Source organism: Mycobacterium sp. (genome assembly GCF_025965855.1).
Lineage (GTDB): Bacteria > Actinomycetota > Actinomycetes > Mycobacteriales > Mycobacteriaceae > Mycobacterium.
The window spans coordinates 26,170-47,385 of record NZ_JAOPWB010000338.1 but is presented as its reverse complement, the minus strand read 5'-3'; the positions used below and the strand labels follow the sequence as shown (position 1 = coordinate 47,385).

21 protein-coding genes and 1 pseudogene are annotated in these 21,216 nt (G+C 68.2%); 10 read left to right on the top strand and 12 right to left on the bottom strand.

Features of this window, described 5'->3' with window-relative positions; genetic code table 11:
- Positions 1-149: 149 nt before the first annotated feature.
- The 7 genes and pseudogenes from JWP83_RS29260 to JWP83_RS29230 all read right to left on the bottom strand — a co-directional run bounded on the left by JWP83_RS29260 (position 150) and on the right by JWP83_RS29230 (position 6,743).
- Entirely contained in the window at positions 150-1,070 is a 921-nt protein-coding gene (locus JWP83_RS29260; RefSeq protein WP_297738569.1) for a tyrosine-type recombinase/integrase, read from the bottom strand.
- Positions 1,071-1,234: 164 nt separating this feature from the next.
- A pseudogene (locus tag JWP83_RS29255) lies at positions 1,235-2,071 on the bottom strand (CocE/NonD family hydrolase); the annotation flags it as partial.
- Between the two features lie 30 nt (positions 2,072-2,101).
- Positions 2,102-2,776: an isoprenylcysteine carboxylmethyltransferase family protein gene (locus tag JWP83_RS29250; RefSeq protein ID WP_297738567.1), complete on the bottom strand. Its 675-nt coding sequence runs from the start codon at positions 2,774-2,776 to the stop codon at positions 2,102-2,104.
- Between the two features lie 13 nt (positions 2,777-2,789).
- Positions 2,790-4,433, bottom strand: coding sequence for an ABC transporter permease (locus JWP83_RS29245; protein ID WP_297738565.1), 1,644 nt, complete (start codon positions 4,431-4,433; stop codon positions 2,790-2,792).
- The gene (locus tag JWP83_RS29240) at positions 4,433-5,353 is read right to left on the bottom strand and encodes an ABC transporter ATP-binding protein (RefSeq protein ID WP_297738563.1); all 921 of its coding nucleotides are present in this window, start codon (positions 5,351-5,353) and stop codon (positions 4,433-4,435) included. Before JWP83_RS29240 ends, JWP83_RS29245 begins: the two co-directional genes overlap by 1 nt.
- Positions 5,343-5,981, bottom strand: coding sequence for a TetR/AcrR family transcriptional regulator (locus JWP83_RS29235; RefSeq protein ID WP_297738561.1), 639 nt, complete (start codon positions 5,979-5,981; stop codon positions 5,343-5,345). The genes JWP83_RS29240 and JWP83_RS29235 overlap by 11 nt, the downstream gene beginning before the upstream one ends.
- An 84-nt stretch (positions 5,982-6,065) precedes the next feature.
- Positions 6,066-6,743 carry an O-methyltransferase gene (locus JWP83_RS29230; protein WP_297738560.1) on the bottom strand — a complete coding sequence of 226 codons (678 nt, stop codon included), beginning with the start codon at positions 6,741-6,743 and terminating at the stop codon, positions 6,066-6,068.
- A 319-nt stretch (positions 6,744-7,062) separates the two neighbouring features.
- Here JWP83_RS29230 and sigE point away from each other — a divergent pair, with 319 nt between their 5' ends.
- The 4 genes from sigE (at position 7,063) to tatB (ending at position 10,364) form a co-directional block, all read left to right on the top strand.
- Positions 7,063-7,767: an RNA polymerase sigma factor SigE gene (sigE, locus tag JWP83_RS29225; RefSeq protein ID WP_297738558.1), complete on the top strand. Its 705-nt coding sequence runs from the start codon at positions 7,063-7,065 to the stop codon at positions 7,765-7,767.
- 144 nt (positions 7,768-7,911) lie between these two features.
- The gene (gene rseA, locus JWP83_RS29220; RefSeq protein ID WP_297738556.1) at positions 7,912-8,286 is read left to right on the top strand and encodes an anti-sigma E factor RseA; all 375 of its coding nucleotides are present in this window, start codon (positions 7,912-7,914) and stop codon (positions 8,284-8,286) included.
- Between the two features lie 158 nt (positions 8,287-8,444).
- Positions 8,445-9,959 carry a trypsin-like peptidase domain-containing protein gene (locus JWP83_RS29215; RefSeq protein WP_297738554.1) on the top strand — a complete coding sequence of 505 codons (1,515 nt, stop codon included), beginning with the start codon at positions 8,445-8,447 and terminating at the stop codon, positions 9,957-9,959.
- A complete protein-coding gene (gene tatB / locus JWP83_RS29210) occupies positions 9,960-10,364 on the top strand; it encodes a Sec-independent protein translocase protein TatB (RefSeq protein WP_297738552.1) in 405 nt (134 codons plus the stop codon). It begins immediately after the preceding gene.
- An 87-nt stretch (positions 10,365-10,451) separates the two neighbouring features.
- On the opposite strand, the gene JWP83_RS29205 is transcribed toward tatB, so the two are convergent.
- From JWP83_RS29205 to JWP83_RS29185, 5 genes are all read right to left on the bottom strand, one after another.
- Positions 10,452-11,597, bottom strand: a complete 1,146-nt coding sequence (locus tag JWP83_RS29205) for an Mrp/NBP35 family ATP-binding protein (protein WP_297738550.1) — start codon at positions 11,595-11,597, stop codon at positions 10,452-10,454.
- Positions 11,598-11,633: 36 nt separating this feature from the next.
- Positions 11,634-12,878, bottom strand: coding sequence for a lytic transglycosylase domain-containing protein (locus JWP83_RS29200; RefSeq protein ID WP_297738548.1), 1,245 nt, complete (start codon positions 12,876-12,878; stop codon positions 11,634-11,636).
- A 100-nt stretch (positions 12,879-12,978) separates the two neighbouring features.
- Entirely contained in the window at positions 12,979-13,521 is a 543-nt protein-coding gene (locus tag JWP83_RS29195; RefSeq protein WP_297738545.1) for a DUF1003 domain-containing protein, read from the bottom strand.
- Positions 13,518-14,828 (bottom strand): CBS domain-containing protein, encoded by a 1,311-nt coding sequence (locus JWP83_RS29190; RefSeq protein WP_297738543.1) that lies wholly within the window; start codon positions 14,826-14,828, stop codon positions 13,518-13,520. Before JWP83_RS29190 ends, JWP83_RS29195 begins: the two co-directional genes overlap by 4 nt.
- Positions 14,829-14,895: 67 nt before the next feature.
- The gene (locus JWP83_RS29185) at positions 14,896-15,471 is read right to left on the bottom strand and encodes a DUF4190 domain-containing protein (RefSeq protein WP_297738541.1); all 576 of its coding nucleotides are present in this window, start codon (positions 15,469-15,471) and stop codon (positions 14,896-14,898) included.
- Between the two features lie 140 nt (positions 15,472-15,611).
- On the opposite strand from JWP83_RS29185, the gene JWP83_RS29180 reads away from it, so the two are divergent.
- The 6 genes from JWP83_RS29180 to JWP83_RS29155 all read left to right on the top strand — a co-directional run bounded on the left by JWP83_RS29180 (position 15,612) and on the right by JWP83_RS29155 (position 21,152).
- On the top strand, positions 15,612-16,139 hold the full coding sequence (locus JWP83_RS29180) for a general stress protein (RefSeq protein ID WP_297738539.1): 528 nt from the start codon (positions 15,612-15,614) through the stop codon (positions 16,137-16,139).
- A gap of 4 nt (positions 16,140-16,143) precedes the next feature.
- A complete protein-coding gene (locus JWP83_RS29175; protein WP_297738537.1) occupies positions 16,144-17,547 on the top strand; it encodes an extracellular solute-binding protein in 1,404 nt (467 codons plus the stop codon).
- A gap of 73 nt (positions 17,548-17,620) precedes the next feature.
- Entirely contained in the window at positions 17,621-18,553 is a 933-nt protein-coding gene (locus tag JWP83_RS29170) for a carbohydrate ABC transporter permease (RefSeq protein ID WP_297738536.1), read from the top strand.
- 4 nt (positions 18,554-18,557) lie between these two features.
- Positions 18,558-19,382 (top strand): carbohydrate ABC transporter permease, encoded by an 825-nt coding sequence (locus tag JWP83_RS29165; RefSeq protein WP_297738574.1) that lies wholly within the window; start codon positions 18,558-18,560, stop codon positions 19,380-19,382.
- Positions 19,383-19,386: 4 nt separating this feature from the next.
- Positions 19,387-20,565, top strand: coding sequence for an ABC transporter ATP-binding protein (locus JWP83_RS29160; protein ID WP_297738534.1), 1,179 nt, complete (start codon positions 19,387-19,389; stop codon positions 20,563-20,565).
- Complete coding sequence (locus tag JWP83_RS29155; RefSeq protein WP_297738532.1) at positions 20,562-21,152, top strand: suppressor of fused domain protein; 591 nt, start codon at positions 20,562-20,564, stop codon at positions 21,150-21,152. The genes JWP83_RS29160 and JWP83_RS29155 overlap by 4 nt, the downstream gene beginning before the upstream one ends.
- Positions 21,153-21,216 lie beyond the last annotated feature (64 nt).

Below are 21,216 nucleotides of genomic sequence, written 5' to 3'. Positions count from 1 at the left end.
TGGCATGCTGCGCTGAGCGACCGCGCCACCCATGTCAATAACCACCGGATGCCTGTCAGAGAACAGTGACGGCAGCTCACGCCTGCGGGCCAAGTCGTGGCCCGATTGGTGGGTCAGGGTGTTTTTTTGTCGGCCTGGAACCGTGCCTGTCAGAAGTTCCCGAGATCCAGCTTTTTCGCCTCGTCGGCGGCGCGCTGGGTCGCGGTTGCTTTGGTGTAGCGGTCGATCATTTCGCGCCGTGACCATCCGGCGACCGACATGAGGCCGCCTTCGGTTCCGCCGGCCCGCAGCCATCGGGTTGCGTATGTGTGGCGAAAGCGGTGTGGGTGGCAGTCGGTGATTCCGGCGAGGCGCGCGCGGTAGGCGATGGCACGGTAAAGCGCGGTGTAGCCGAACGTCGTGTCTTTGCGGCCGCCCAGCCACAGCGCCGGTCTATCGGCCAGGGTGTGTTCGCGGCGTGCACGTAGGTATCGGTCGAGGGCTGCGGCGGTTTGTTTCCCGAACGGTACTTCGCGGCCTTTGGCACCTTTGCCACGGCGGACGATGGCCTTGCCGTGTATCAGGTCCACGTCTTGGGTTGTGAGGGCGGCGCATTCACCGGCGCGCATGCCGGTCTCGGCCATGAGCCTGATGATGGCTTGGTCTCGGCGGTCCCGAAAAGTGTTGCCGTCGCACACTTTGATCAGGTCGTGCAGCTCGGCGTCGGTGAGTGGGTTGGTGATCTTCACGTCGAGTTTGGGCGGTGTCATGTCCTTGAAGATGTCGGCGGGTAGCTCGCCCTGTTTGTGCAGCCAAGCCGAGAACCGCCGCAGCGCAGCATATCTGGCCCGCGCCGTACCGGGTTGCGCACCATTGGCCAGCAGCTCGGCCATCCATGTTTGGATGTTTAGCTTGGTCAATTCCGGTGTGACGCCGTTGGTTTCACACCAGCGGATGAACATTCTGCTGCCTTCGACGTAGTGCTTGATGGTTTTGGGTGATTTGTTTTGGGCGTCGAGGTCGAGCTGCCAGGAGGTGAGGAGGGCGGCAAGGTCAGGGGCCTTTCCCTTTACCTTCGTTTTGGTGGTCATGGTGTCCGGTCCTCTCACGTTGGGGAATTTTCCCCAACGTTCAGCTAACTTGGCCGGGTAACTCGCGCCACCGAGAAGTTTACGCTTTTGCATCGCACTCGGCGCGGAGCTGGTATTATCGCAGGTGATCGGGCTAAATGGCCTGGTCAGCTAGGGAAGATAATGTCCGAGAAGCTGCCGCAGACAGCATGGGGACCCTGATCGCCGACAGGTCGGGAGCCAGCGAGCGCCAGAAGTCGTCGCGCAGTGGATGCTCGTCTTGCATCGGCCCGAGGGTGTAGCTCTGGCGGGTGTCGCGACCGATGTTCCTCGACCACAGCCGGGTGAAGCCGGTCTCCCGGATTCCGCCCGGAAAGGTGAGGTCGCGATACGCGTCGGTGAACCCTTCCCACGGGCAGATCGCGCGTAGCGCCGGCGGCTGCAGGGCGGCGACGGCGTACTGGCTGATGGCAAGGTACGACACCCCGAGCATGACCACGTTGCCGTCGCACCATGGCTGGCCGGCGATCCACTGCACGAGGTCGTAGGTGTCCTCGGCCTCCTGGCGCGACAGCAGTTTTCCGGTGCCCTCGGAATGACCGCAGCCGCGCGCGTCGGCATTCACCACGGTGAAGCCCTGCGCCGTCCACCACACCGGATCCGGTGCCTCCCACCCGGTCAGGGCCGAGAAGGTCACCGCGTGCGGCTGACGCAGGAGGCGGTATTGCACCGAGAACGTCCACTTCTTGCCGCGCCGCACCGGCAGCTTGTCCTTGCCGTAGGGATGGATGCTCAGGATGACCGGCCGCGCGGCGCCCCGGTCCTTCTGGAAGACGTTGATGCGCAACACCGTTCCGTCGCGGGTGGCGACGCTGACATCGCGATCGACGACGATGCCGGCCGGCGGATCGGTGACGGTTACCGGCGGTTTGGCGATGGCGCGAATCCGTTTCTAGCGCGTATCGAACAGCGCCGGGACGTCGCCACGGCCGGTCCAGGGCAGGTGCCGGATCGCTGGCCACGCCGATACCCTAAGCCGTGTCGGCTCGCTGTCACCACACGTAGGGCATCAACCGGTAGCGCACCCGCTGGCCGTACGCGGAGTACCCGGCCAATTCCTCGGCGAGCAGCTTCTCCTCGTCGAGGATGCGGAAGACGAGCACCAGGATGCCCGGGATGAGACCCAGTAGCCCCCAGTAGGAACCCAGTGCCAGGGGTATGCCCACCATCAAGATCACGTCCCCGGAGTACATCGGGTGTCGCACCAGCTTGTACAAACCGCGGGAGGCCAGTTTCTGACCTTCCTCGACCCTGACGGTGGCGGCCGCATAGCTATTCTGGATGACCACCAGCATGGCGGTGCTCAGCCCGGCCACCACCAGGACGTCGCCGATCACGCACACCACCGCGGGAACCGACGACCAGCCGAACCGATGGTCGAGCACGCTCAAGACCATCATCCCGAAGATCCCCAGAAAGGCCCCGATGATGATGAACTTTTGCGCGGTTCTGCCTTCAGCCAGCGGCCCGCTGCGCATGCGCCGCCGCAGAGCGGCCGGATTCGTCCGGGCCAGATAGAGACTCGGGACGATCGTCGCGACCGTGAAGCTCGCGATGAAAACCCATGCCTGCCAATAATTGAACGTGCCGGCTGGATAGAACAGGATGAAGCCGAGGAAGCCAAGCCCAATAATGCTCGATGCCACCAACTTAACGGCGGTTTTCATCATCGTGCCCTGCCTAGCAACGTAGATCACGCCGTCGAAAAGCCATGGCTCCCACAATGATCAGCGCCGCGTCGATGGCCAGCAGCCACAGCAGCGGCGTGGCGGTGAAGTCGGTGCCGACGCGGGGAATGTGCGCGAACGGTTCCAGGTCTTGCACCCACTGCGGGAACCGGGCCAGCGAACCGATCAGATATACGGCGACAAACCCGACCAGCACGCCCCAAGCCACGGGGGAAAACCGCGGGGCCAGACCGAACACCGCGACGGTGACGGCGGCGAGCAGCCAGACGGCGGGGAGCTGGACGGCCGCGGTGCCGACGACGACGGCCAGCTTGCCGCGGACGTCACCGGCCGCGATGCCGTAGACGAGGCCGCCGGCCGCGCCGCTGGCCAGCATCGCGACCGCGGACCCGACGAGTGCGGCCGCCAAATGGCTTGCCAGCCAGTGTGTTCGGGAGACCGCGCCGGCCAGCGTCGTCTCGGCGCGTTGGCCGGATTCCTCCTGATGCAGGCGCAGGGTGAGCGAGATGGCGAACGCGCCGGCCACCATGCCCATCATGGCGAACGCGACCGCGATGAACGCCTCCTCCAGAGCGCTGGTGCCGCCCATCCGCGCGACGATGTCGCGCGCGACCGTGCTGTCGCCGAGCTCGTCGCCGATGCCGTGCACCACGCTGCCCATCAGCAGGCCGTACAGACACAGGCCCACGGTCCACAGCAGCAGCGCGCCACGGTCGAGCCGCCACGTGAGGCCGTCGACGCCGCCCAGCCGCGGACCGGCCCGGCCGGGACCGGGGCGTTCGGCGATCAGTCCGGCGCCCACGTCGCGGCCGGCGAGCAGTCGGTAGGCCACCAGGGTGAGCGCGGCCGTCGTCGCCAGATGCAGCAGCAGCACCCACCAGCGATCGCCCGCGTACGGCCGGACCTGCAGCGACCACCCCAGCGGCGAGAGCCACGACAGCGTGCCGTCACCGGCGTCACCGATGGCGCGCAGCGTAAACGCGGTCCCCAACACGGCGAACGCGGTGCCGCGGGCGAACCTGGCGCTCGGCGACAGCTGCGCGGCCACCGCGGCAACCGCGGTGAAGACCAGGCCGGAGCATGCCAGCGCCGCCCCGAAGGCGAGCGACCCGCCGGGCGGGATGTCGGTGGTGAGCAATCCCGCCGCGCCGATCGCGCCGGTGGCGATCGACGCCCCGAACGACAACAGCAGCGCCGCGCTCAGGCTCGCGTACCGGCCGACCGCGGTCGAGTCCACCAATTCGGTCCGGCCGGCCTCCTCCTCGGCGCGGGTGTGCCGGATCACCGTGAGGATGACGGCCACCGCGATCAGCAAATGGAACATCCCGGCCTTCCAAATGCCGACGGCGCCAACGCTGTGGTTGTAGACCTGCCCGTAGAGCGCACGCTGGGCCGGGCTGGCCATGATGGAGGCCGCGAGCCCGGCGCGGGCGGCCTCGGTGGGGTAGACCTTCAGGACGCTGCCGACGTAGACACTGGCCAGCGGCACCGACAGCAGCAGTACCCACAGCGGCAACGAGACCCGGTCTCGGCGCAGGTAGAGCCGCAGCATCCCAAGCGTCCCGGAGAAATTCGAACCGGCCCGAGGCGCCGGGTGCGCCGGGTGGCGGGGCCGATCCAGGGTCGCGGTGCTCATCACGCCGAAACCTTCCTCTTACCGTCCGTGGTGTCGTAGTGGCGCAGGAAGAGTTCCTCAAGGGTCGGGGGCTGGCTGACGAGGCTGCGCACGCCGGCGTCGCCGAGGGCCCGGATGAATTCTCCCAGGCTTTCGCTGTCGACCTGGGCGCGCAGCGTGTTGCCGTCGATGCTGACGTCCTCGACACCCTTGATTCGCCTGAGATCGCCCGGATCGCCGATCATTTCGGCCTTGATCGAGGTGCGGCTGAGATGCCGCATCGACTCCAGCGAGCCGCTCTCGATGGTCTGGCCGGCGCGGATGATGGTCACCCTTTCACACAGCGCTTCCGTTTCGGCCAGGATGTGGCTGGACAGCAGGACGGTCGTACCGCGGTCGCGCGCCTCGCGGACACACTGCTGAAACACGTGCTCCATCAACGGGTCCAGGCCGCTGCTCGGCTCGTCCAACAGGAGCAGCGTGGCGCGCGACGAGAAGGCGGAGATCAGGGAGACCTTCTGCCGGTTGCCCTTCGAGTAGGTACGCGCCTTCTTGTGCGGGTCGAGATCGAAGCGCTCGATCAGCTCGGCGCGACGGCCTTCGTCGATGCCCCCTCGCATGCGGGCCAGCAGGTCGATGGTCTCGCCGCCGGTCAGTGAGGGCCACAGCGTCACGTCGCCCGGCACGTAGGCAATTTGGCGGTGCAGCTCGACCGCGTCGGTCCACGGGTCGCCGCCCAGCAACCGGACGCTTCCGCTGTCGGCCTTCGCCAGGCCCAGCAGGACGCGGATGGTCGTTGACTTCCCGGCCCCGTTCGGCCCGAGGAACCCGTGCACCTCTCCCTCACACACCGTCAGGTCGAGGCCGTCAAGCGCGCGCACCGCGCCGAAGTTCTTGGTCAGGCCGCGGATTTCGATGGGTGCGACATTGTCAGCCGGCATGGGATTCTCCTTGATCTTCTGCTGCCAGGAATGCGTCGTACATCGTGCGGTCCGCCATCAGGCCCTCGGTGTAGATCTCGAGGGCGGGCAGAACCATGTCCCGGGCGTAATCGCGCAGGACGGCACGCAGATCGGTTGGCGTGTCATGCATTTGCAGGTACAGCAGGAAGCCCCCGCCGCCGGTGATGCCGAGATATTTGGCCCTGGCCTGCGGATCGCGGCTGGGCTTTATCGTCCCGGCCCGCACGCCTTCTTCCATGTACTCCGCGGCGTTGTCAATCATCCTCTGCCACAACATCTTCGCCAGGTCGCCGCCGGCCTGCATGCTGCGCACCAGGTAGGCCATCAGCGGTGCGTATTCCTCGATCTCGGCCATCTGCGCGAACCAGGTGGCGGGGTCGTTGGACTTCAGCGCCTCCGACTTGCTGCTGCGGATCTCTTCGGCGATGTTGTCGTCGCAGGCCTTGCGCAGGCCGTCCTTGGATCCGAAATGGTGGATGACCAGCGCGGCGCTCACCCCCGCCGCCTCGGCGATCGCTCGCAGCCCGACGTCAAAGCCGTGTTCACCGAATTGCTCGATGGCCGCGTCACGGATCCGGGCGGCGGCGGTCAGGTCGGCTGAACGCATGTTCAGTACACTAAACGCGCGTTCAGCCGGGCGTCAAGGAGGCTCCCCGTCAGGAATACGTAAAGGTTTTGTCCCGGTCCCGAACTAGTCCCGGACCGCGGCCAGCAGCCCGTCGCCGAGCGGCACCAGCGCGGGGGTGAGCCGCTCGTCCTCGGCGATGAGCCGGGCCGCCTCGCGCACCGCGGTCACCTCGGCGTCCCGGGCCGCGGGATCGCCCGCCCGGCCGCCCAGTGCGGCGCGGTGCACCACGATGACGCCACCGGACCGCAGCAGCCGCACACCCTCGACGACGTAGTCCGGCTGGTCGATCGGGTCGGCGTCGATGAACACCAGGTCATAGGACTCGTCGGCCAGCCGGGTCAGCACCTCCTGGGCACGGCCGCCGATCAGCCTGGTGCGCGACGGTCCGACGCCGGCGTCGGAGAACGCCTGCTTGGCGATCCGCAGGTATTCGGGTTCGATATCGATCGTCGTCAACACGCCGTCGTCGCTCATGCCCGACAACAACCAGAGGCCGCTCACCCCTGCGCCGGTGCCCACCTCCGCGACGGCCTTGCCGCCGCTGAGCTTTGCCAGCAGGCTCAACAGCGCCCCCACCGCGGGCGTCACCGCCCCGGCGCCGATCTCCACGGAGCGTTCGCGGGCGGCCGCCAGAAGCGCATCCTCCGATATCGACCCCTCGGCGTGCGCGCACAGCGATTCGGCTCGACTGGGGGCCGCCTGGGCGGGGGTTGCCGGGGTTTTGGTGTCGCTGGCTTCCATGCCCCGCAGCGTATTCCAATTTGCGGCGCGGTCGGGCAGGCGCGCCTTAGCCGGACCGCCAGGACACGCCCGGCACGCGCGGGGCGACGAAGCTCACGCACGGACGGATCCGCGCTGTTCAACGCTTGTAACGATCTGGTTTCTCAGCCAAACCTCAGATTGCTCCTATGCCGCGCATACTCCGATGGGCGACGGTATGCCTATGGAACGCGGGGTGAGGGGCACCGGGAATCGAAATGCCCGGAATGGGACTGCCCGGAATAGGACTGCCCGGAATGGGAATACACCGTGGCAGCTCCGCGTTGACGCGGTCGACGAAATGCCGAACTTAGACGGCAAGCCAAACCTGGAGGATCCAATCACCTCAGCGCTTTTGAGCCCGAGCACCATGTCTCACGCCCAAGAATGCCGCGACGACGAATGGGCGGAAACGACGGACGCGTTGCATGGCACCGCAGTGTTCGACGCGACGGGGGACAAGGCGACGATGCCGTCGTGGGACGAACTCGTGCGGCAGCACGCCGACCGCGTGTACCGGCTGGCCTACCGGCTGTCCGGCAACCAGCAGGACGCTGAGGATCTGACCCAGGAGACCTTCATCCGGGTTTTCCGCTCGGTGCAGAACTACCAGCCCGGAACCTTCGAGGGCTGGCTGCACCGCATCACCACCAACCTGTTCCTCGACATGGTGCGCCGGCGCGCCCGCATCCGCATGGAGGCGCTCCCCGAGGATTACGACCGGGTGCCCGCCGACGAGCCCAACCCGGAGCAGATCTATCACGATTCGCGGCTCGGGCCCGACCTGCAGGCCGCGCTGGATTCGCTGCCCCCGGAGTTCCGCGCCGCGGTCGTGCTGTGCGACATCGAGGGCCTGTCCTACGAGGAGATCGGCGCCACCCTGGGCGTCAAGCTGGGCACCGTGCGCAGCCGCATCCACCGCGGGCGTCAGGCGCTGCGCGACTACCTGGCCGCGCACCCGGAGCACGGCCTGCGCGCCGACGCGCTGCGCACCAAATCGGCATAGCACTGCCCGACCGCTGAACGGCTTGATTCACAACCTAATAACACCGTTGGAGCGAAAATCCAACGGTGTTTTCGCGCTGTGGGCGCGGTGTCAGGCCCACCTCGCGCTACATTCGAGGATGGGCGACAAAGAAAGGGACTGGTGATGGCCGACCGCGGAGAGGTGTTTCGCCGCGCGTTCTCCTGGCTGCCCGCACAGTTCGCCTCCCAAAGCGACGAACCCGTCGGCGCTCCGCGCCGGTTCCGTTCCACCGAGCACCTGTCCATCGAGGCGATCGCGGCGTTCGTCGACGGTGAGCTGCGGATGAATGCTCACCTGCGGGCCGCGCACCACCTGTCGCTGTGCCCGGAATGCGCGGCCGAGGTCGAGGATCAGAGCCGGGCGCGTGCCGCGCTGCGTGATTCCCACCCGATCCGTATCCCCAGCAACCTGCTCGGGCTGCTGTCCGAAATCCCGCACCATCCGTCGGACGACGACACATCCGAGCGCGATACGCGCGACCAGCGTAAGCGCCGGTAGCTTGACGGCTCCGCTGCTGCGCGTCGGCCGCGCGCGCGTTCATGCCGACCACACCGCACTGTGGATACTAGGGTGGACACGGACAACGCCGGCGCGGCGCAAATCGCCCGGTAAGCGGCCTGTCTCGAGCGCTCAAGAAGAGGATCCAAAGGGGTAACGTGACCTCCGACGACGGTAAAGACGGCGGCAACACTGGCGGCAACCGCCTGGCGCCGCGTCCCATCTCACGGCCACCGGTCGACCCCGCGTCGCGTCAGTTGTTCGGCCGTCCCGCCGGGCAGCAGGGCTCTTTCGTGGCCGAGCGCGTCCGCCCGCCGAAGTACCGCGACCAGTCCGGATTCGCGCCGCACGATCAACCGGCCGACCCTGTCCTCGAGGAGGCCTTCGGCAAGCCCGTCGGAACCGCGGACACGCTGCAGCGCCACCCGATCGATGCCGGCGCGCTGGCGGCCGAGCACGACGGCGCCGAGGCGGAAGGACCCGAAGACCCCTGGCGCGATCCCGCCGCGGGTGCCGCCCTGGGCACCCCGGCGGTGGCCCCGGAACCGCCGCGGGGTGTACCCGGCTACGGCGGCAAGCTCGGGGTCCGCGACGTGCTGTTCGGGGGCAAGGTGTCCTACCTGGCACTGACCGTCCTGCTGCTGATCGCGCTGGTCGTCGGCGTGATCGGCGGTGTGATCGGGCGCAAGACGGCCGAGGTCGTCGAAGCGTTCACCACCTCGAAGGTGACCCTGGCGACGAATGGCAACGGTGAATCGCCGGCGGGCCGGTTCGCCAAGGTGGCGGCCGCGACCGCCAACGCGGTGGTGACCATCGAGTCGAAGAGCGACCAGGAGGGCATGCAGGGCTCCGGCGTCGTCATCGACGGCCGCGGGTACATCGTGACCAACAACCACGTGATCTCGGAGGCCGCCAACAACCCGAGCCAGTTCAAGACGACCGTGGTGTTCAACGACGGCAAGGAAGTGCCCGCCAACCTGGTGGGTCGCGACCCGAAAACCGACCTGGCCGTGCTCAAGATCGACAACGTCGACAACCTGACCGTCGCCCGGCTCGGTGATTCCGACAAGGTGCGTGTCGGTGACGAGGTGCTTGCCGCGGGTGCGCCGCTGGGGCTGCGCAGCACCGTGACCCACGGCAGCATCAGCGCGCTGCACCGCCCCGTCCCGTTGTCGGGTGAGGGCTCGGACACCGACACCGTCATCGATGCGCTGCAGACCGACGCCTCGATCAACCACGGCAACTCCGGCGGCCCGCTGATCGACATGGATTCCCAGGTGATCGGCATCGACACCGCGGGTAAATCGTTGTCCGACAGCGCGAGCGGACTGGGCTTCGCGATCCCGATCGACGAGGCGAAGCAGGTTGCGCAGACCCTGATCAAGGACGGAAAGATCGTGCACCCGACGCTCGGGGTCAGCACCCGGTCGGTGAGCAACGCGATCGCCTCCGGCGCCCAGGTCGCCAACGTCAAGGCCGGAAGCCCCGCGCAAAAGGGCGGGATCCTGGAAAACGACGTGATCGTCAAGGTCGGCAACCGCAAGGTCGCCGACGCCGACGAGTTCGTCGTCGCCGTCAGGCAGCTGACCATCGGCCAGGACGCCCCGGTGGAGGTGGTCCGCGACGGCCGGCACGTCACGCTGACGGTGAAACCGGATCCGGATGGCGGTTAGATGTTCGCGAACCTGAGCTGGGAGCACATCCTGGTCCTCGTCGTGGTGGGGCTGGTGATCCTTGGGCCCGAGCGCCTACCCGGTGCCATCCGCTGGACGTCCACCGCGCTGCGGCAGGCGCGCGACTACCTCAGCGGCATGACCAACCAGCTGCGCGAGGACATCGGACCCGAGTTCGACGACCTGCGCGCCCCGCTCGGTGAGCTGCAGAAGCTGCGCGGCATGACGCCGCGCGCCGCGCTGACCAAGCACCTGCTGGACGGCGACGACTCGTTCCTCACGGGGAATTTCGACAGGCCCGACAGGTCCCTTAATGGGGCTGCGGCGAAGCCGGTGGAGTCGGCCGCGCCCGCGGCCGAGCAGCACGCTTCCGGCCCGGCGCCGTTCGACACCGACGCGACCTAGTACGTCGCGCCGAGACTGCAACCAGGCAGAGGATCCCCGGCGCGTCGTCGCCGTAGTTTCAGTGTCGAAGAAGATGTCGAAGGAGATTCAGCGGCGCGTTGGGTCCAGCCCCAGCGACACGCCCGCCAGCCCCCGCCGTCGCGACGACAGGCTGTCGGCGATGCCGCGCAGTTCCTTACCGACCGGCGAGTCCGGCGCGCTCAGCACGATCGGGATGCCGGAATCGCCGGCCGCCACCAGCGCCGGATCCAGCGGGATCTGACCCAGCAGCGGCACGTCGGCGCCGACCGCCCGGGACAACCGCTCGGCGACCTGCTGGCCGCCGCCCTCGCCGAACACCTGCATCTTCGTGCCGTCGGGCAGCGTCAGCCCGGACATGTTCTCCACCACGCCGACGATGCGCTGGCGGGTTTGCAGCGCGATGCTGCCGGCCCGTTCGGCGACCTCGGCCGCGGCCAGCTGTGGCGTGGTCACCACCAGGATCTCCGCGTTGGGGATCAGCTGCGCCACCGAGATCGCGACGTCGCCGGTGCCGGGGGGCAGATCGAGCAGCAGGACGTCCAGATCGCCCCAGTACACGTCGGCCAGGAACTGCTGCAGCGCCCGGTGCAGCATCGGCCCGCGCCACACCACCGGGGTGTTGCCCTTGGTGAACTGGGCGATCGAGATGACCTTCACCTCGTGGGCGATGGGCGGCAGGATCATCGACTCGACCTGGGTGGGCCGGTCGGTGCTGCCCATCATCCGCGGGATGGAATGGCCGTGAATGTCGGCGTCCAGCACGCCGACCGACAGCCCACGGGCGGCCATCGCCGCGGCCAGGTTCACCGTGACCGTGGACTTCCCGACCCCGCCCTTGCCGGACGCGACGGCGTATACCCGGGTCAGGGAGCTGGGCTGGGCGAAGGGGATGACGGGCTCGCCCGCGTCCCCGCGCAACTGCTTGCGCAGCTCGGTGCGCTGCTCGTCGTTCATCACGTCCAGGGTGACCTTGACGGCCCCGGTGCCGGGAACGTCGGCGACCGCGCTGCTGACCCGCTCGGTGATTTCGGTCTTCTTGGGGCAGGCGGCGGTGGTCAGGTAGATCGCCACGTGCACGCCGCCGTCGGCGTCGACGTCGACGCTCTTGACCATCCCGAGTTCGGTGATGGGACGGCGCAATTCGGGGTCGATCACCTTCCCCAGTGCGGTGCGGATGGCGGCGCTGAGGTCGGCGGTCTCATGACTGGACATCACCGCCGAGTGTAGGCGTGCGCGATTGGCTGCCGGTCAGCCGGCCGGGCCGGGCTTGGGCGACCCTGACGCCCGGGGCCCGGCGGCGGGCCCAGCCGGCGGGCCGGCGTCGGCGGGAGACGGGCCAAACGCCGGCTGCCCGAAGGGCGGGGGCACCGGGTTCTGGGAACCGATGCAGATCACCGTGCAGCCGGGCAGTTGCGTCGGGGCCTGCTGTGGCGTGGCTCCCATCCACGGGTACATCGGCTGCGAACCGACGGGCGGGGTTCCGCTCAAGTCGATCAGCGGTGTCCGCGAGAACGGGTCATCCGTCGGGAGGCCGATGGCGTTCATCGGCAGCCCGGGCCCGAGTCCCTCCGGATTCTCGTCGTGCGCGTTGCCGAGCGGCGGCGGCGGTCCGGTCATCGGCGGGAGGTCGACCGGGACCACGCCGGTGGCGTACGCCGCGGCCCAACCCAGCACGTTCTGCGCGTAAGCCACCGAGTTGTTGTACCGCAGGATCGCGGACATGACCTGCGACGGGTCGCGCAGGTTGAGCCCGCCGCTGCACAAGTACCGCGCGGCGGCCAGCGCGGAGTCGAACAGGTTCTGCGGATCGGCCGTTCCGTCGCCCTTGCCGTCGGCGGCGTATCGCGCCCAGGTTCCCGGCAAGAACTGCATCGGCCCCATTGCGCGCGCGTACGTGGGCCGATTGCCGACCCGGCTTTGCAGGATGACCTCGTTGCCGGGCAGCGTGCCGTCCAGCGACGGGCCGTAGATCGGGACGACCGCGGTGCCGCGCGCATCGACGGCCCCGCCGCCCGCGTGGCCTGACTCGATGCGCCCGATCCCGGCCAGCAGGTTCCAGCTGACCCCGCAACCCGGGACGGCGGCGGCCATCTTCTCTTCGGCGCTGCGGTATGCGGCCAGCGCGATCGACGGAATGCCAAGCGCGCCAGGCGCACTCACGACCATCGGGGGCGGGGGCGCGGAAGGAGCGGCCTCGGCGATGTGGAACGCGGTCGGCGCCCGGTCGATGGAGATGACCACCGGCCCGGAGGTGTCGGGGACGGTCGGCGAGACCGCTGCCACCGGAAAAATCGCGGCGCCGCGCACCGGCACGACCTGGCTGTGCACCGGTGGGGCATGCCCGGGAAATATGGGAGCCGCGCCCCCGACCGCTCCGGCGAATACCAGGGGAGTGATGACGGCGACGCCGAATGCCGGCGATTTCGTCAGGCGTGCTCGCGGCCGCACGGCCGCGTCGGCCGGGCGTGCACCCCAGCGTCCCCCAATGCGCACTCGACCGTCCTAAGGTCGGGAAACTACCTGCTTAGCTTCGTGAACCAGATCACAATACATAACCCCCGTGACGGGAGCGGCGCAATGGTGGATTTGGTAATTACCGCGATTTCTTAGCGGTCCGCTCCCAGTCGTCACTCGCCCCCACGGCCTCCCCGTCCGCACCTTCCGGCTGCAACCGGGCCAGCATAGTGCGCAGGTCTTCCAGCTCGTGACGGAGGTACTCACGCGTCACGACCTCGCCCACGGCCAGCCGCAACGCCGCCAGCTCGCGGGCCAGGTACTCGGTGTCGGCCTTGGTCTGGGCGGCGCGGCGACGATCCTCTTCGAGGGTGACGCGGTCCCGGTTCTCCTGGCGGTTCTGGGCCAGCAGGATCAGCGGCGCCGCGTAGGCGGCCTGCGTCGAGAAGGCCAGATTGAGCAGGATGAACGGGTAGGGGTCCCAGCGCAGCGCGGCCGCGAACACGTTCACCGAGATCCACACCAGCACGAGGATGGTCTGAATCAGCAGGTAGCGGCCGGTGCCGAAGAAGCGCGCGACGGATTCGGTGATCTGCCCGACGGACTCGGGGTCGACGCGGGGTGAATACCGGCGCGACGTTCGGGGGGTGTAGAGCCGTCGCGGTGCCGTGGATTTGCTCACCCGGAGCCTCCCAGTCGTCGTTCGATTCGGCCGGTGGTGTCCAGCTGCTGCACGTCCACGCGCCAGTCGTGCGGGAGCAGGTGATCGAGGAGGTCGTCCACGGTCACCGCTCCCAACAGGTGGTTCTGGTCGTCGAGCACGGGTCCGCACACCAGGTTGTAGGCGGCGAGGTAGCGGGTGACCGCGCCGAGCGGTGTCTCCGGCGTCAGGGTGAGCAGGTCACTGTCGACGATCCCGCCGACCAGCTCGGCCGGCGCTTCGCGCAGCAGCCGCTGCAGCGGAATGCAGCCCAGGTAGCGCCCGGTGGGGGTGGCCGTCGGCGGGCGGGCCACGAACACCATGGACGACAGCGCGGCGGTCAGGTCGGGGTCGCGGACCCGGGCCAGGGCCTCGGCGACCGACGTGTCCGGGGTGAGCACCACCGGGTCCGAGGTCATCAGCCCGCCCGCGGTGTCGGGTGAATGGGTCAACAGCCGGCGCACCGGTTCGGATTCGTCGGGGTCCATCCGGGTCAGCAGCATCTCGGCGTCCGTCGGATTCAGCACGCCGAGCAGGTCGGCGGCGTCGTCGGGATCCATCTCCTCGAGTACATCGGCCGATCGGTCGGTGCCCAGCTGCGAGAGCACGTCGGCCTGATCCAACTCGGGCAGCTCCTGCAAAACATCGGCCAGCCGGTCGTCGTCGAGCGCCTTGAGCACCTCGTAGCGCCGCTTGGGCGGCAGCCCGCGGATGACGTCGGCGACGTCGACCGCCCTGCGGCCGTCGAACTGGGCGAGCAGCTGCGCCACCCCCTGGCCCGGCAACGCCAGCGCCGACGGGGTCAGTCCCTGCACGTTCTGCCAGTCCACGACGTGCACGGGGCCGCGCCGTCCCAGCCTTCGCTGCGGGCGGACGGCGACCCTGGTGACCAACCAGTCTCGTGTCCGGATCTGTTCGATCCCCAGGTCGGTGACCACGACCTCGAGGCCGGCCAGCTCCGGTAGTTCGGGATCGTGGACCTTGACGGCGGTGTCGAGCACCTGGCCCATCGCCAGCACCTCGCCGGGCCGCTGCTCGAAGCGGCGCAACGACACGCTGCCGGTGTTGAGCGTCACCGCGTTGGGCTCGATCGCGGCGACCCGCAGCATCGGGATGAAAATGCTGCGGCGCGTGGCCAAATCGACGACCAGTCCCAGGACGCGGGGCTGTTGGCTGACGATGCTGATGCTGATCACGACATCACGGACGCGGCCGAAGTTTTCGCCGAGGGGACCCAACACCAACATTCGTGGGAGCCGCGCGACGTAGACCCTGTTGACCGATCCCATGCAAGAGAGCCTATTCAGCCGCCGCCCGGATGGCAGGCTGCGATGCCCGCCTTTCTGGTCAGTCGCCCTAATGCGAACGGATGCTGAAGATCGCGATGATCAAAAACACCAGCAGGGTGCCGACGCCGATCACGATGCCGGTGACCGCCAGGCCGTAGCCCTCCTGGCGAGTCTCCTTGATCTGGTTCATCGCGATCACGCCCAGCACGATGGCCACGATCGAGCCGATGACGCAGCAGAAAAAGCCGGTGAACGACGAAACGAGCGACGCGATCGCCAGGCCGTTGGTCCCGGCCTTCACCTGGTAATCCGGCGTCGCGTGGTAGCCACCGGGATATCCGGTGGGACCGGTGGGATAGACAGGCGGCACGTAGCCGGGCGGCGGGGCTCCGTATTGCGGCGTCCCCGGCGGGTAGGGCGGGCCGCCATAGCCCCGCGGCGGCCCGTATCCGGGCGGTGGAATCGGCGGTGGGTATTCGGCCGGATAGCCGGGCGGGTAGCCGGGCGGCGAATACGCCGGATACCCGGCCTCCGGCGGATCCCAGGGCGGCGTCCAATCATCCCGGCCGCCGGCTTGCGGCGGGTGGGCCTCGTCGCCGTGGGCACCCTCGCCGAAACCACCGGCGTCTGACATGGAATTCAACGTAACCTATGCGCCCCGGCCGGGCCGCCGCGAATCGACGGCCCGCGAGGCGGGCAAAACGGCGCGTCCGGACCCCGAGCCTGGGCGCCCGGGAAGGCCCGAGATGAGAGGATGGCCGAGGCGGAGGAGAATGAGCACCGATGACTAGTCCTTTCCAGCCCGGACAGGTTCCCGGCACCACGCCCACAGGCGCGGCGGCCGCTCGGCGCGGTGTGCCCTCGCTACCGACACCGCCCAAGGGCTGGCCGGTCGGCTCCTATCCCACCTACGCCGAGGCGCAGCGCGCCGTGGACTACCTGTCCGATCAGCAGTTCCCGGTGCAGCAGGTGACGATCGTCGGCGTCGACCTCATGCAGGTCGAACGGGTGACCGGCCGGCTGTCGTGGCCAAAAGTGCTCGGGGGCGGCGTCATCAGCGGGGCCTGGCTTGGCCTGTTCATCGGGTTGGTGCTCGGCTTCTTCAGCCCCAATCCGTGGGCCGCGCTGGTCACCGGCCTGGTCGCCGGGGTGTTCTTTGGCTTGATCACCTCCGCGGTCCCGTACGCAATGGCCCGTGGCACAAGGGATTTCAGCTCGACTATGCAATTGGTGGCGGGCCGCTACGACGTGCTCTGCGATCCGCAAAACGCCGAGAAGGCGCGGGATCTGCTGGCGCGCCTGGCGATCTGAATTGGTGGTGAGTCGTCGTGGGCGCGCACGCCGAACAGGCGCAATCGTCCTGGCGACGGTCATCCTCGCATCGGCGTTGTCGGCCTGCGGGGCGGCCGACAGGGGGCTGGCGGTCAGCTTCTACACGCCGGCCACCGACGCGGCCACGTTCACCGCGGTCGCGCAGGAGTGCACCAGGCAAATGGGGGGCCGGTTCGCCATCCGGCACGTGAGCCTGCCAAGGGGCCCCGGCGAGCAGCTGGCCCGGCGGCTGAGCGCTCACGACCGCGGCCTGGACGTGATGGCGCTGGACGTGGTGTGGACCGCGGAGTTCGCCGAGGCCGGCTGGGCGCTGCCGCTATCCGACGACCCGGCGGGGCAGGCCGATGCCGACGCCACCGTCGATACCCTGCCGGGCCCGCTCGCGACGGCCCGTTGGAAGCAGCGGCTGTATGGCGCACCCCTGACGACCAACACGCAATTGCTTTGGTACCGACCGGATTTGGTGAACCCACCGCCGGCGACATGGGACGGCATGGTGGCCGAGGCCGCCAGGCTGCACGCCGCGGGCCGGCCCGCGTCGATCGCCGTGCAGGCCAACGAGGGCGAGGGCCTGGTGGTGTGGTTCAACACGCTGCTGGTGAGCGCGGGCGGTCAGGTGCTCTCCGACGACGGCCGGCGGGTCACGTTGACCGACACGCCCGCGCACCGGGCCGCCACCGTCGACGCGCTGCGGGTCCTCAAGTCGGTGGCCACCGCGCCCGGGGCCGACCCGTCGATCAGCCGGACCGACGAGGGCACCGCGCGGTTGGCGGTCGAGCAGGGCAACGCCGCACTCGAAGTCAACTGGCCGTATGTGCTGGTGTCGCTGCTCGAGAACGCCGTGAAGGGCGGCGTGCGCTTCCTGCCGCTGAACCGCGACCCGGCGCTGGCCGGCAGCGTCAACGACGTCGGGACGTTCGTGCCCACCGATGAGCAATTCCGCATCGCCTACGACGCCAGCCAGAAGGTCTTCGGTTTCGCGCCCTACCCCCGGGTGGCGCCGGGCCGCCCGGCCAAGGTGACGATCGGCGGCCTGAACCTGGCCGTGGCCAGCACCACCCGCCACCGCGCGGAGGCGTTCGAAGCCGTGCGCTGCCTGCGCAGTCTGCAGAGTCAGAAGTACGTATCGATCGAAGGCGGCTTGCCCGCGGTACGCACCTCGCTGTATTCCGATCCGCAATTTCAGACCAAGTATCCGATGTACACCGTGATCCGCCGGCAGCTCACCGATGCGGCCGTGCGTCCGGCAACGCCGGTGTATCAAGCGTTGTCGCTGCGGCTGTCGGCGGCGCTGAGCCCGATCACCCAGATCGACCCGGAGCGCACGGCCGACGAGCTCGCCGCGCAGGCGAAGAAGGCCATCGACGGGAAGGGGCTGCTGCCGTGACCCGCGCCGGCGACGATGCGCTGCGGGTACCGCCCACTTGCGGGGGACGAAGCGATGGGGAGGCGCGGCGCTCATGACCGTAGCGGCTCCCGAACGGCGGCAAGCCTCGGTCGCGCAGCGCCCGCGCACCCGAAACCGGCTGTCAGAACAGCGACTCGCCTTCATGCTGGTGGCACCGGCGGCGATCCTGATGCTCGCGGTGACGGCGTATCCGATCGGCTACGCGGTGTGGCTTAGCCTGCAGCGCAACAACCTTGCCACGCCCAACGACACCGCGTTCATCGGGCTGGGCAATTACCAGACGATATTGACCGACCGGTACTGGTGGACGGCGCTGGCGGTGACGCTGGGAACCACGGTGGTTTCGGTGTCGATCGAGTTCGTGGTGGGCCTGGCGCTGGCGCTGGTCATGCACCGCACGCTCGTCGGCAAGGGCCTGGTGCGCACTGCGGTGCTGATCCCCTACGGCATCGTCACCGTCGTCGCGTCGTACAGCTGGTACTACGCGTGGACGCCGGGGACCGGCTACCTGGCCAACCTGTTGCCGCAGGGCAGCGCGCCGCTGACGCAACAGATTCCGTCGCTGGGCATCGTCGTCCTCGCCGAGGTCTGGAAGACCACGCCGTTCATGTCGCTGCTGCTGCTGGCTGGGTTGGCGCTGGTGCCCGAGGACTTGCTGAAAGCCGCGCAGGTCGACGGGGCCGGCGCGTGGCGGCGGCTGACCAGGATCATCTTGCCGATCATCAAGCCGGCGGTGGTGGTCGCGCTGCTGTTCCGGACGCTGGACGCCTTCCGCATCTTCGACAACATCTACGTGCTGACCGACGGCGCCAACAACACCGACTCGGTGTCAATCCTGGGCTACGACAACCTGTTCAAGGGCTTCAACGTGGGCCTGGGCTCGGCGATCAGCGTGCTGATCTTCTGTTGCGTGGGCATCATTGCGCTCCTTTACATCAAGGTTTTCGGCGCGGCGGCCCCCGGTGGTGACGGCGATGGCCGCTGACGCGGTGGGCGCGCGGCGCGCCACGCTCTGGGCCGTGATCGACACGCTGGTCGTGATGTACGCGCTCGTCCCGGTGTTGTGGATTCTGTCCCTGTCACTCAAGCCGTCGTCAACGGTCAAGGACGGCAGGCTGTTTCCGTCGTCGGTGACCTTCGAGAACTATCGTGGCATCTTCCGGGGCGAGCTGTTCAGCTCGGCGCTGATCAACTCCATCGGGATCGGGTTGATCACCACCGCGATCGCCGTGGTGCTGGGCGCGATGGCGGCCTACGCGATCGCCCGGCTGAACTTTCCCGGCAAGCGGCTGCTGATCGGTGCGACGCTGTTGATCACCATGTTCCCGGCCATCTCGCTGGTCACCCCGTTGTTCAACATCGAACGCTGGCTCGGCCTGTTCGACACCTGGCCGGGCTTGATCCTGCCCTACATCACTTTCGCACTGCCCCTTGCCATTTACACGCTGTCGGCGTTCTTCCGGGAGATCCCATGGGATCTGGAGAAGGCGGCCAAGATGGACGGCGCGACGCCGGGTCAGGCCTTCCGCAGGGTGATCGTTCCGCTGGCGGCGCCCGGCCTGGTGACCGCGGCGATCCTGGTCTTCATCTTCGCGTGGAACGACCTGCTGCTGGCGCTGTCCCTGACCGCCACGAAGGCGGCCATCACCGCGCCGGTGGCGATCGCGAATTACAGCGGCAGCTCGCAGTTCGAGGAACCTACCGGATCGATTGCCGCCGGTGCCGTCGTGATTACCGTCCCCATCATCGTATTTGTTCTAATTTCCCAACGACGAATTGTCGCCGGGTTGACCTCTGGCGCTGTGAAGGGATAGCGCGATGGCCGAGATTGTGTTGGAGAACGTCAACAAGAGTTACGCCGACGGCGCCGCGGCGGTCAAAGACCTGAACATCACCATCGCCGACGGGGAATTCCTGATCCTGGTCGGGCCTTCCGGCTGCGGCAAGACCACGACGCTGAACATGATTGCCGGGCTTGAGGATATCTCCTCTGGCGAGCTGCGCATCGACGGCGAACGGATGAACGAGAAGGCGCCCAAGGACCGCGACATCGCCATGGTGTTCCAATCTTATGCGCTCTACCCGCACATGACCGTGCGGCAGAACATCGCGTTTCCGCTGACGCTTGCCAAGATGAAGAAGGCCGAGATCGCGCAGAAGGTGGAGGAGACCGCCAAAACCCTTGACCTGACCGAGCTGTTGGACCGCAAACCCTCCCAACTTTCCGGTGGGCAGCGGCAGCGGGTCGCGATGGGCCGGGCGATCGTGCGCCATCCCAAGGCGTTTTTGATGGACGAGCCGCTGTCCAACCTCGATGCCAAGCTGCGGGTGCAGGTGCGCGGCGAGATCGCCCGGCTGCAGCGCAGATTGGGCACCACCACCGTCTACGTCACCCACGACCAAACCGAGGCCATGACGCTGGGGGACCGCGTGGTGGTGATGCACGGCGGCGTGGCGCAGCAGATCGGCACCCCCGACGAGCTTTACGAGCGTCCCGCCAACCTCTTCGTCGCGGGGTTCATCGGCTCGCCGGCGATGAATTTCTTCCCCGCGGACCTGACGACGACCGGGCTGACCCTGTCGTTCGGCGAGGTGATGCTGGCGCCGGAGGTTCAGCGGGTGATCGAGCAGCACAAGAAGCCGGAGAACGTCATCGTCGGGGTGCGGCCCGAGCACCTGGCCGACGCCGCATTGATCGACGGGTATCAGCGCATCAGGGCGCTGACCTTCGAGGTGAAGGTCGACCTGGTCGAATCGCTGGGTGCCGACAAATACGTGTACTTCACCACCGCGGGCCCGGCCGTGCACTCCGCTCAGCTGGACGAGCTGGAGGCCGAGGGCGAGGTGCACGAAAACCAGTTCGTGGCAAGGGTTCCCGCGGAGTCGAAGGCGACCATCGGGCAGTCGATCGAGCTGGCACTCGACACGGCGAAGGTGGCCGTTTTCGACGCCGACTCCGGGGCGAACCTGACCATCGCGCCGGCTGCCGCCGAGTGACACAGACCCTGGACCTCGTGCGCGCGCATCTGCGCGGCCGCTTCGGAGGCGACGAGCCCGATTCGGCGAGCGTCACTTTCCTGGGCACCGAACCGATCGAGGTGCTGCGATTTCGCGGCGGCGGATTGGTTCATTACGTGTCCCTGGGCTGCTCGCGCCACCCGATGACCGATCCGACGGAGGTCGTCGCCGACCCGTTGCGCGGCCCGCGCGCCGAAATCGTCTTGCGCCTGCGAGATCCCGGGCCCGCCACCGGCATCGTCCGCAGCCTGGCGGTACTGGCCGCGACGCCGGCCGTCGACGGTGTGGTGCTGGTCCCCGACGCGCTGATCGACCTCGGCTCGCCGCTGTGGGCGTGGCCGACGGGGCGGGTGCCGTTCACCGCGGTGTTGTTGGGCGACAGCGACATCCCGGATCTGCCGCTGGACCCGCCCCGCGACCCGGTGAAGTTCCTGTCGGCGACGCCGACCACCGCGACCGAGGCGGCCTGGGTGCGGCTCAAGGGCGCCGAGGCGATGCGGCAGGCCTGGATCAACGACGGCGTCGACGTGCTGGACCCCAAACGCCCCGCGGCGCAACCCCGCTGACTGCCAACGTGTGCACCCGTTGTTGAGTGTGTGCCCAGGGCGGGCGAATCGCGTCAAATTCCCG

Bases quoted from the DNA above. Each gene is read 5' to 3' on its own strand.
- JWP83_RS29160 (WP_297738534.1), top strand. From the start codon at position 19,387: ATGGCCGAGATTGTGTTGGAGAACGTCAACAAGAGTTACGCCGACGGC.
- sigE (WP_297738558.1), top strand. From the start codon at position 7,063: ATGCCGAACTTAGACGGCAAGCCAAACCTGGAGGATCCAATCACCTCA.
- JWP83_RS29230 (WP_297738560.1), bottom strand. From the start codon at position 6,743: ATGGAAGCCAGCGACACCAAAACCCCGGCAACCCCCGCCCAGGCGGCC.
- JWP83_RS29260 (WP_297738569.1), bottom strand. From the start codon at position 1,070: ATGACCACCAAAACGAAGGTAAAGGGAAAGGCCCCTGACCTTGCCGCC.
- JWP83_RS29240 (WP_297738563.1), bottom strand. From the start codon at position 5,353: ATGCCGGCTGACAATGTCGCACCCATCGAAATCCGCGGCCTGACCAAG.
- JWP83_RS29250 (WP_297738567.1), bottom strand. From the start codon at position 2,776: ATGAAAACCGCCGTTAAGTTGGTGGCATCGAGCATTATTGGGCTTGGC.
- JWP83_RS29205 (WP_297738550.1), bottom strand. From the start codon at position 11,597: ATGTCCAGTCATGAGACCGCCGACCTCAGCGCCGCCATCCGCACCGCA.
- JWP83_RS29245 (WP_297738565.1), bottom strand. From the start codon at position 4,433: ATGAGCACCGCGACCCTGGATCGGCCCCGCCACCCGGCGCACCCGGCG.
- rseA (WP_297738556.1), top strand. From the start codon at position 7,912: ATGGCCGACCGCGGAGAGGTGTTTCGCCGCGCGTTCTCCTGGCTGCCC.
- JWP83_RS29170 (WP_297738536.1), top strand. From the start codon at position 17,621: ATGACCGTAGCGGCTCCCGAACGGCGGCAAGCCTCGGTCGCGCAGCGC.
- JWP83_RS29180 (WP_297738539.1), top strand. From the start codon at position 15,612: ATGACTAGTCCTTTCCAGCCCGGACAGGTTCCCGGCACCACGCCCACA.
- JWP83_RS29235 (WP_297738561.1), bottom strand. From the start codon at position 5,981: ATGCGTTCAGCCGACCTGACCGCCGCCGCCCGGATCCGTGACGCGGCC.
- tatB (WP_297738552.1), top strand. From the start codon at position 9,960: ATGTTCGCGAACCTGAGCTGGGAGCACATCCTGGTCCTCGTCGTGGTG.
- JWP83_RS29190 (WP_297738543.1), bottom strand. From the start codon at position 14,828: ATGGGATCGGTCAACAGGGTCTACGTCGCGCGGCTCCCACGAATGTTG.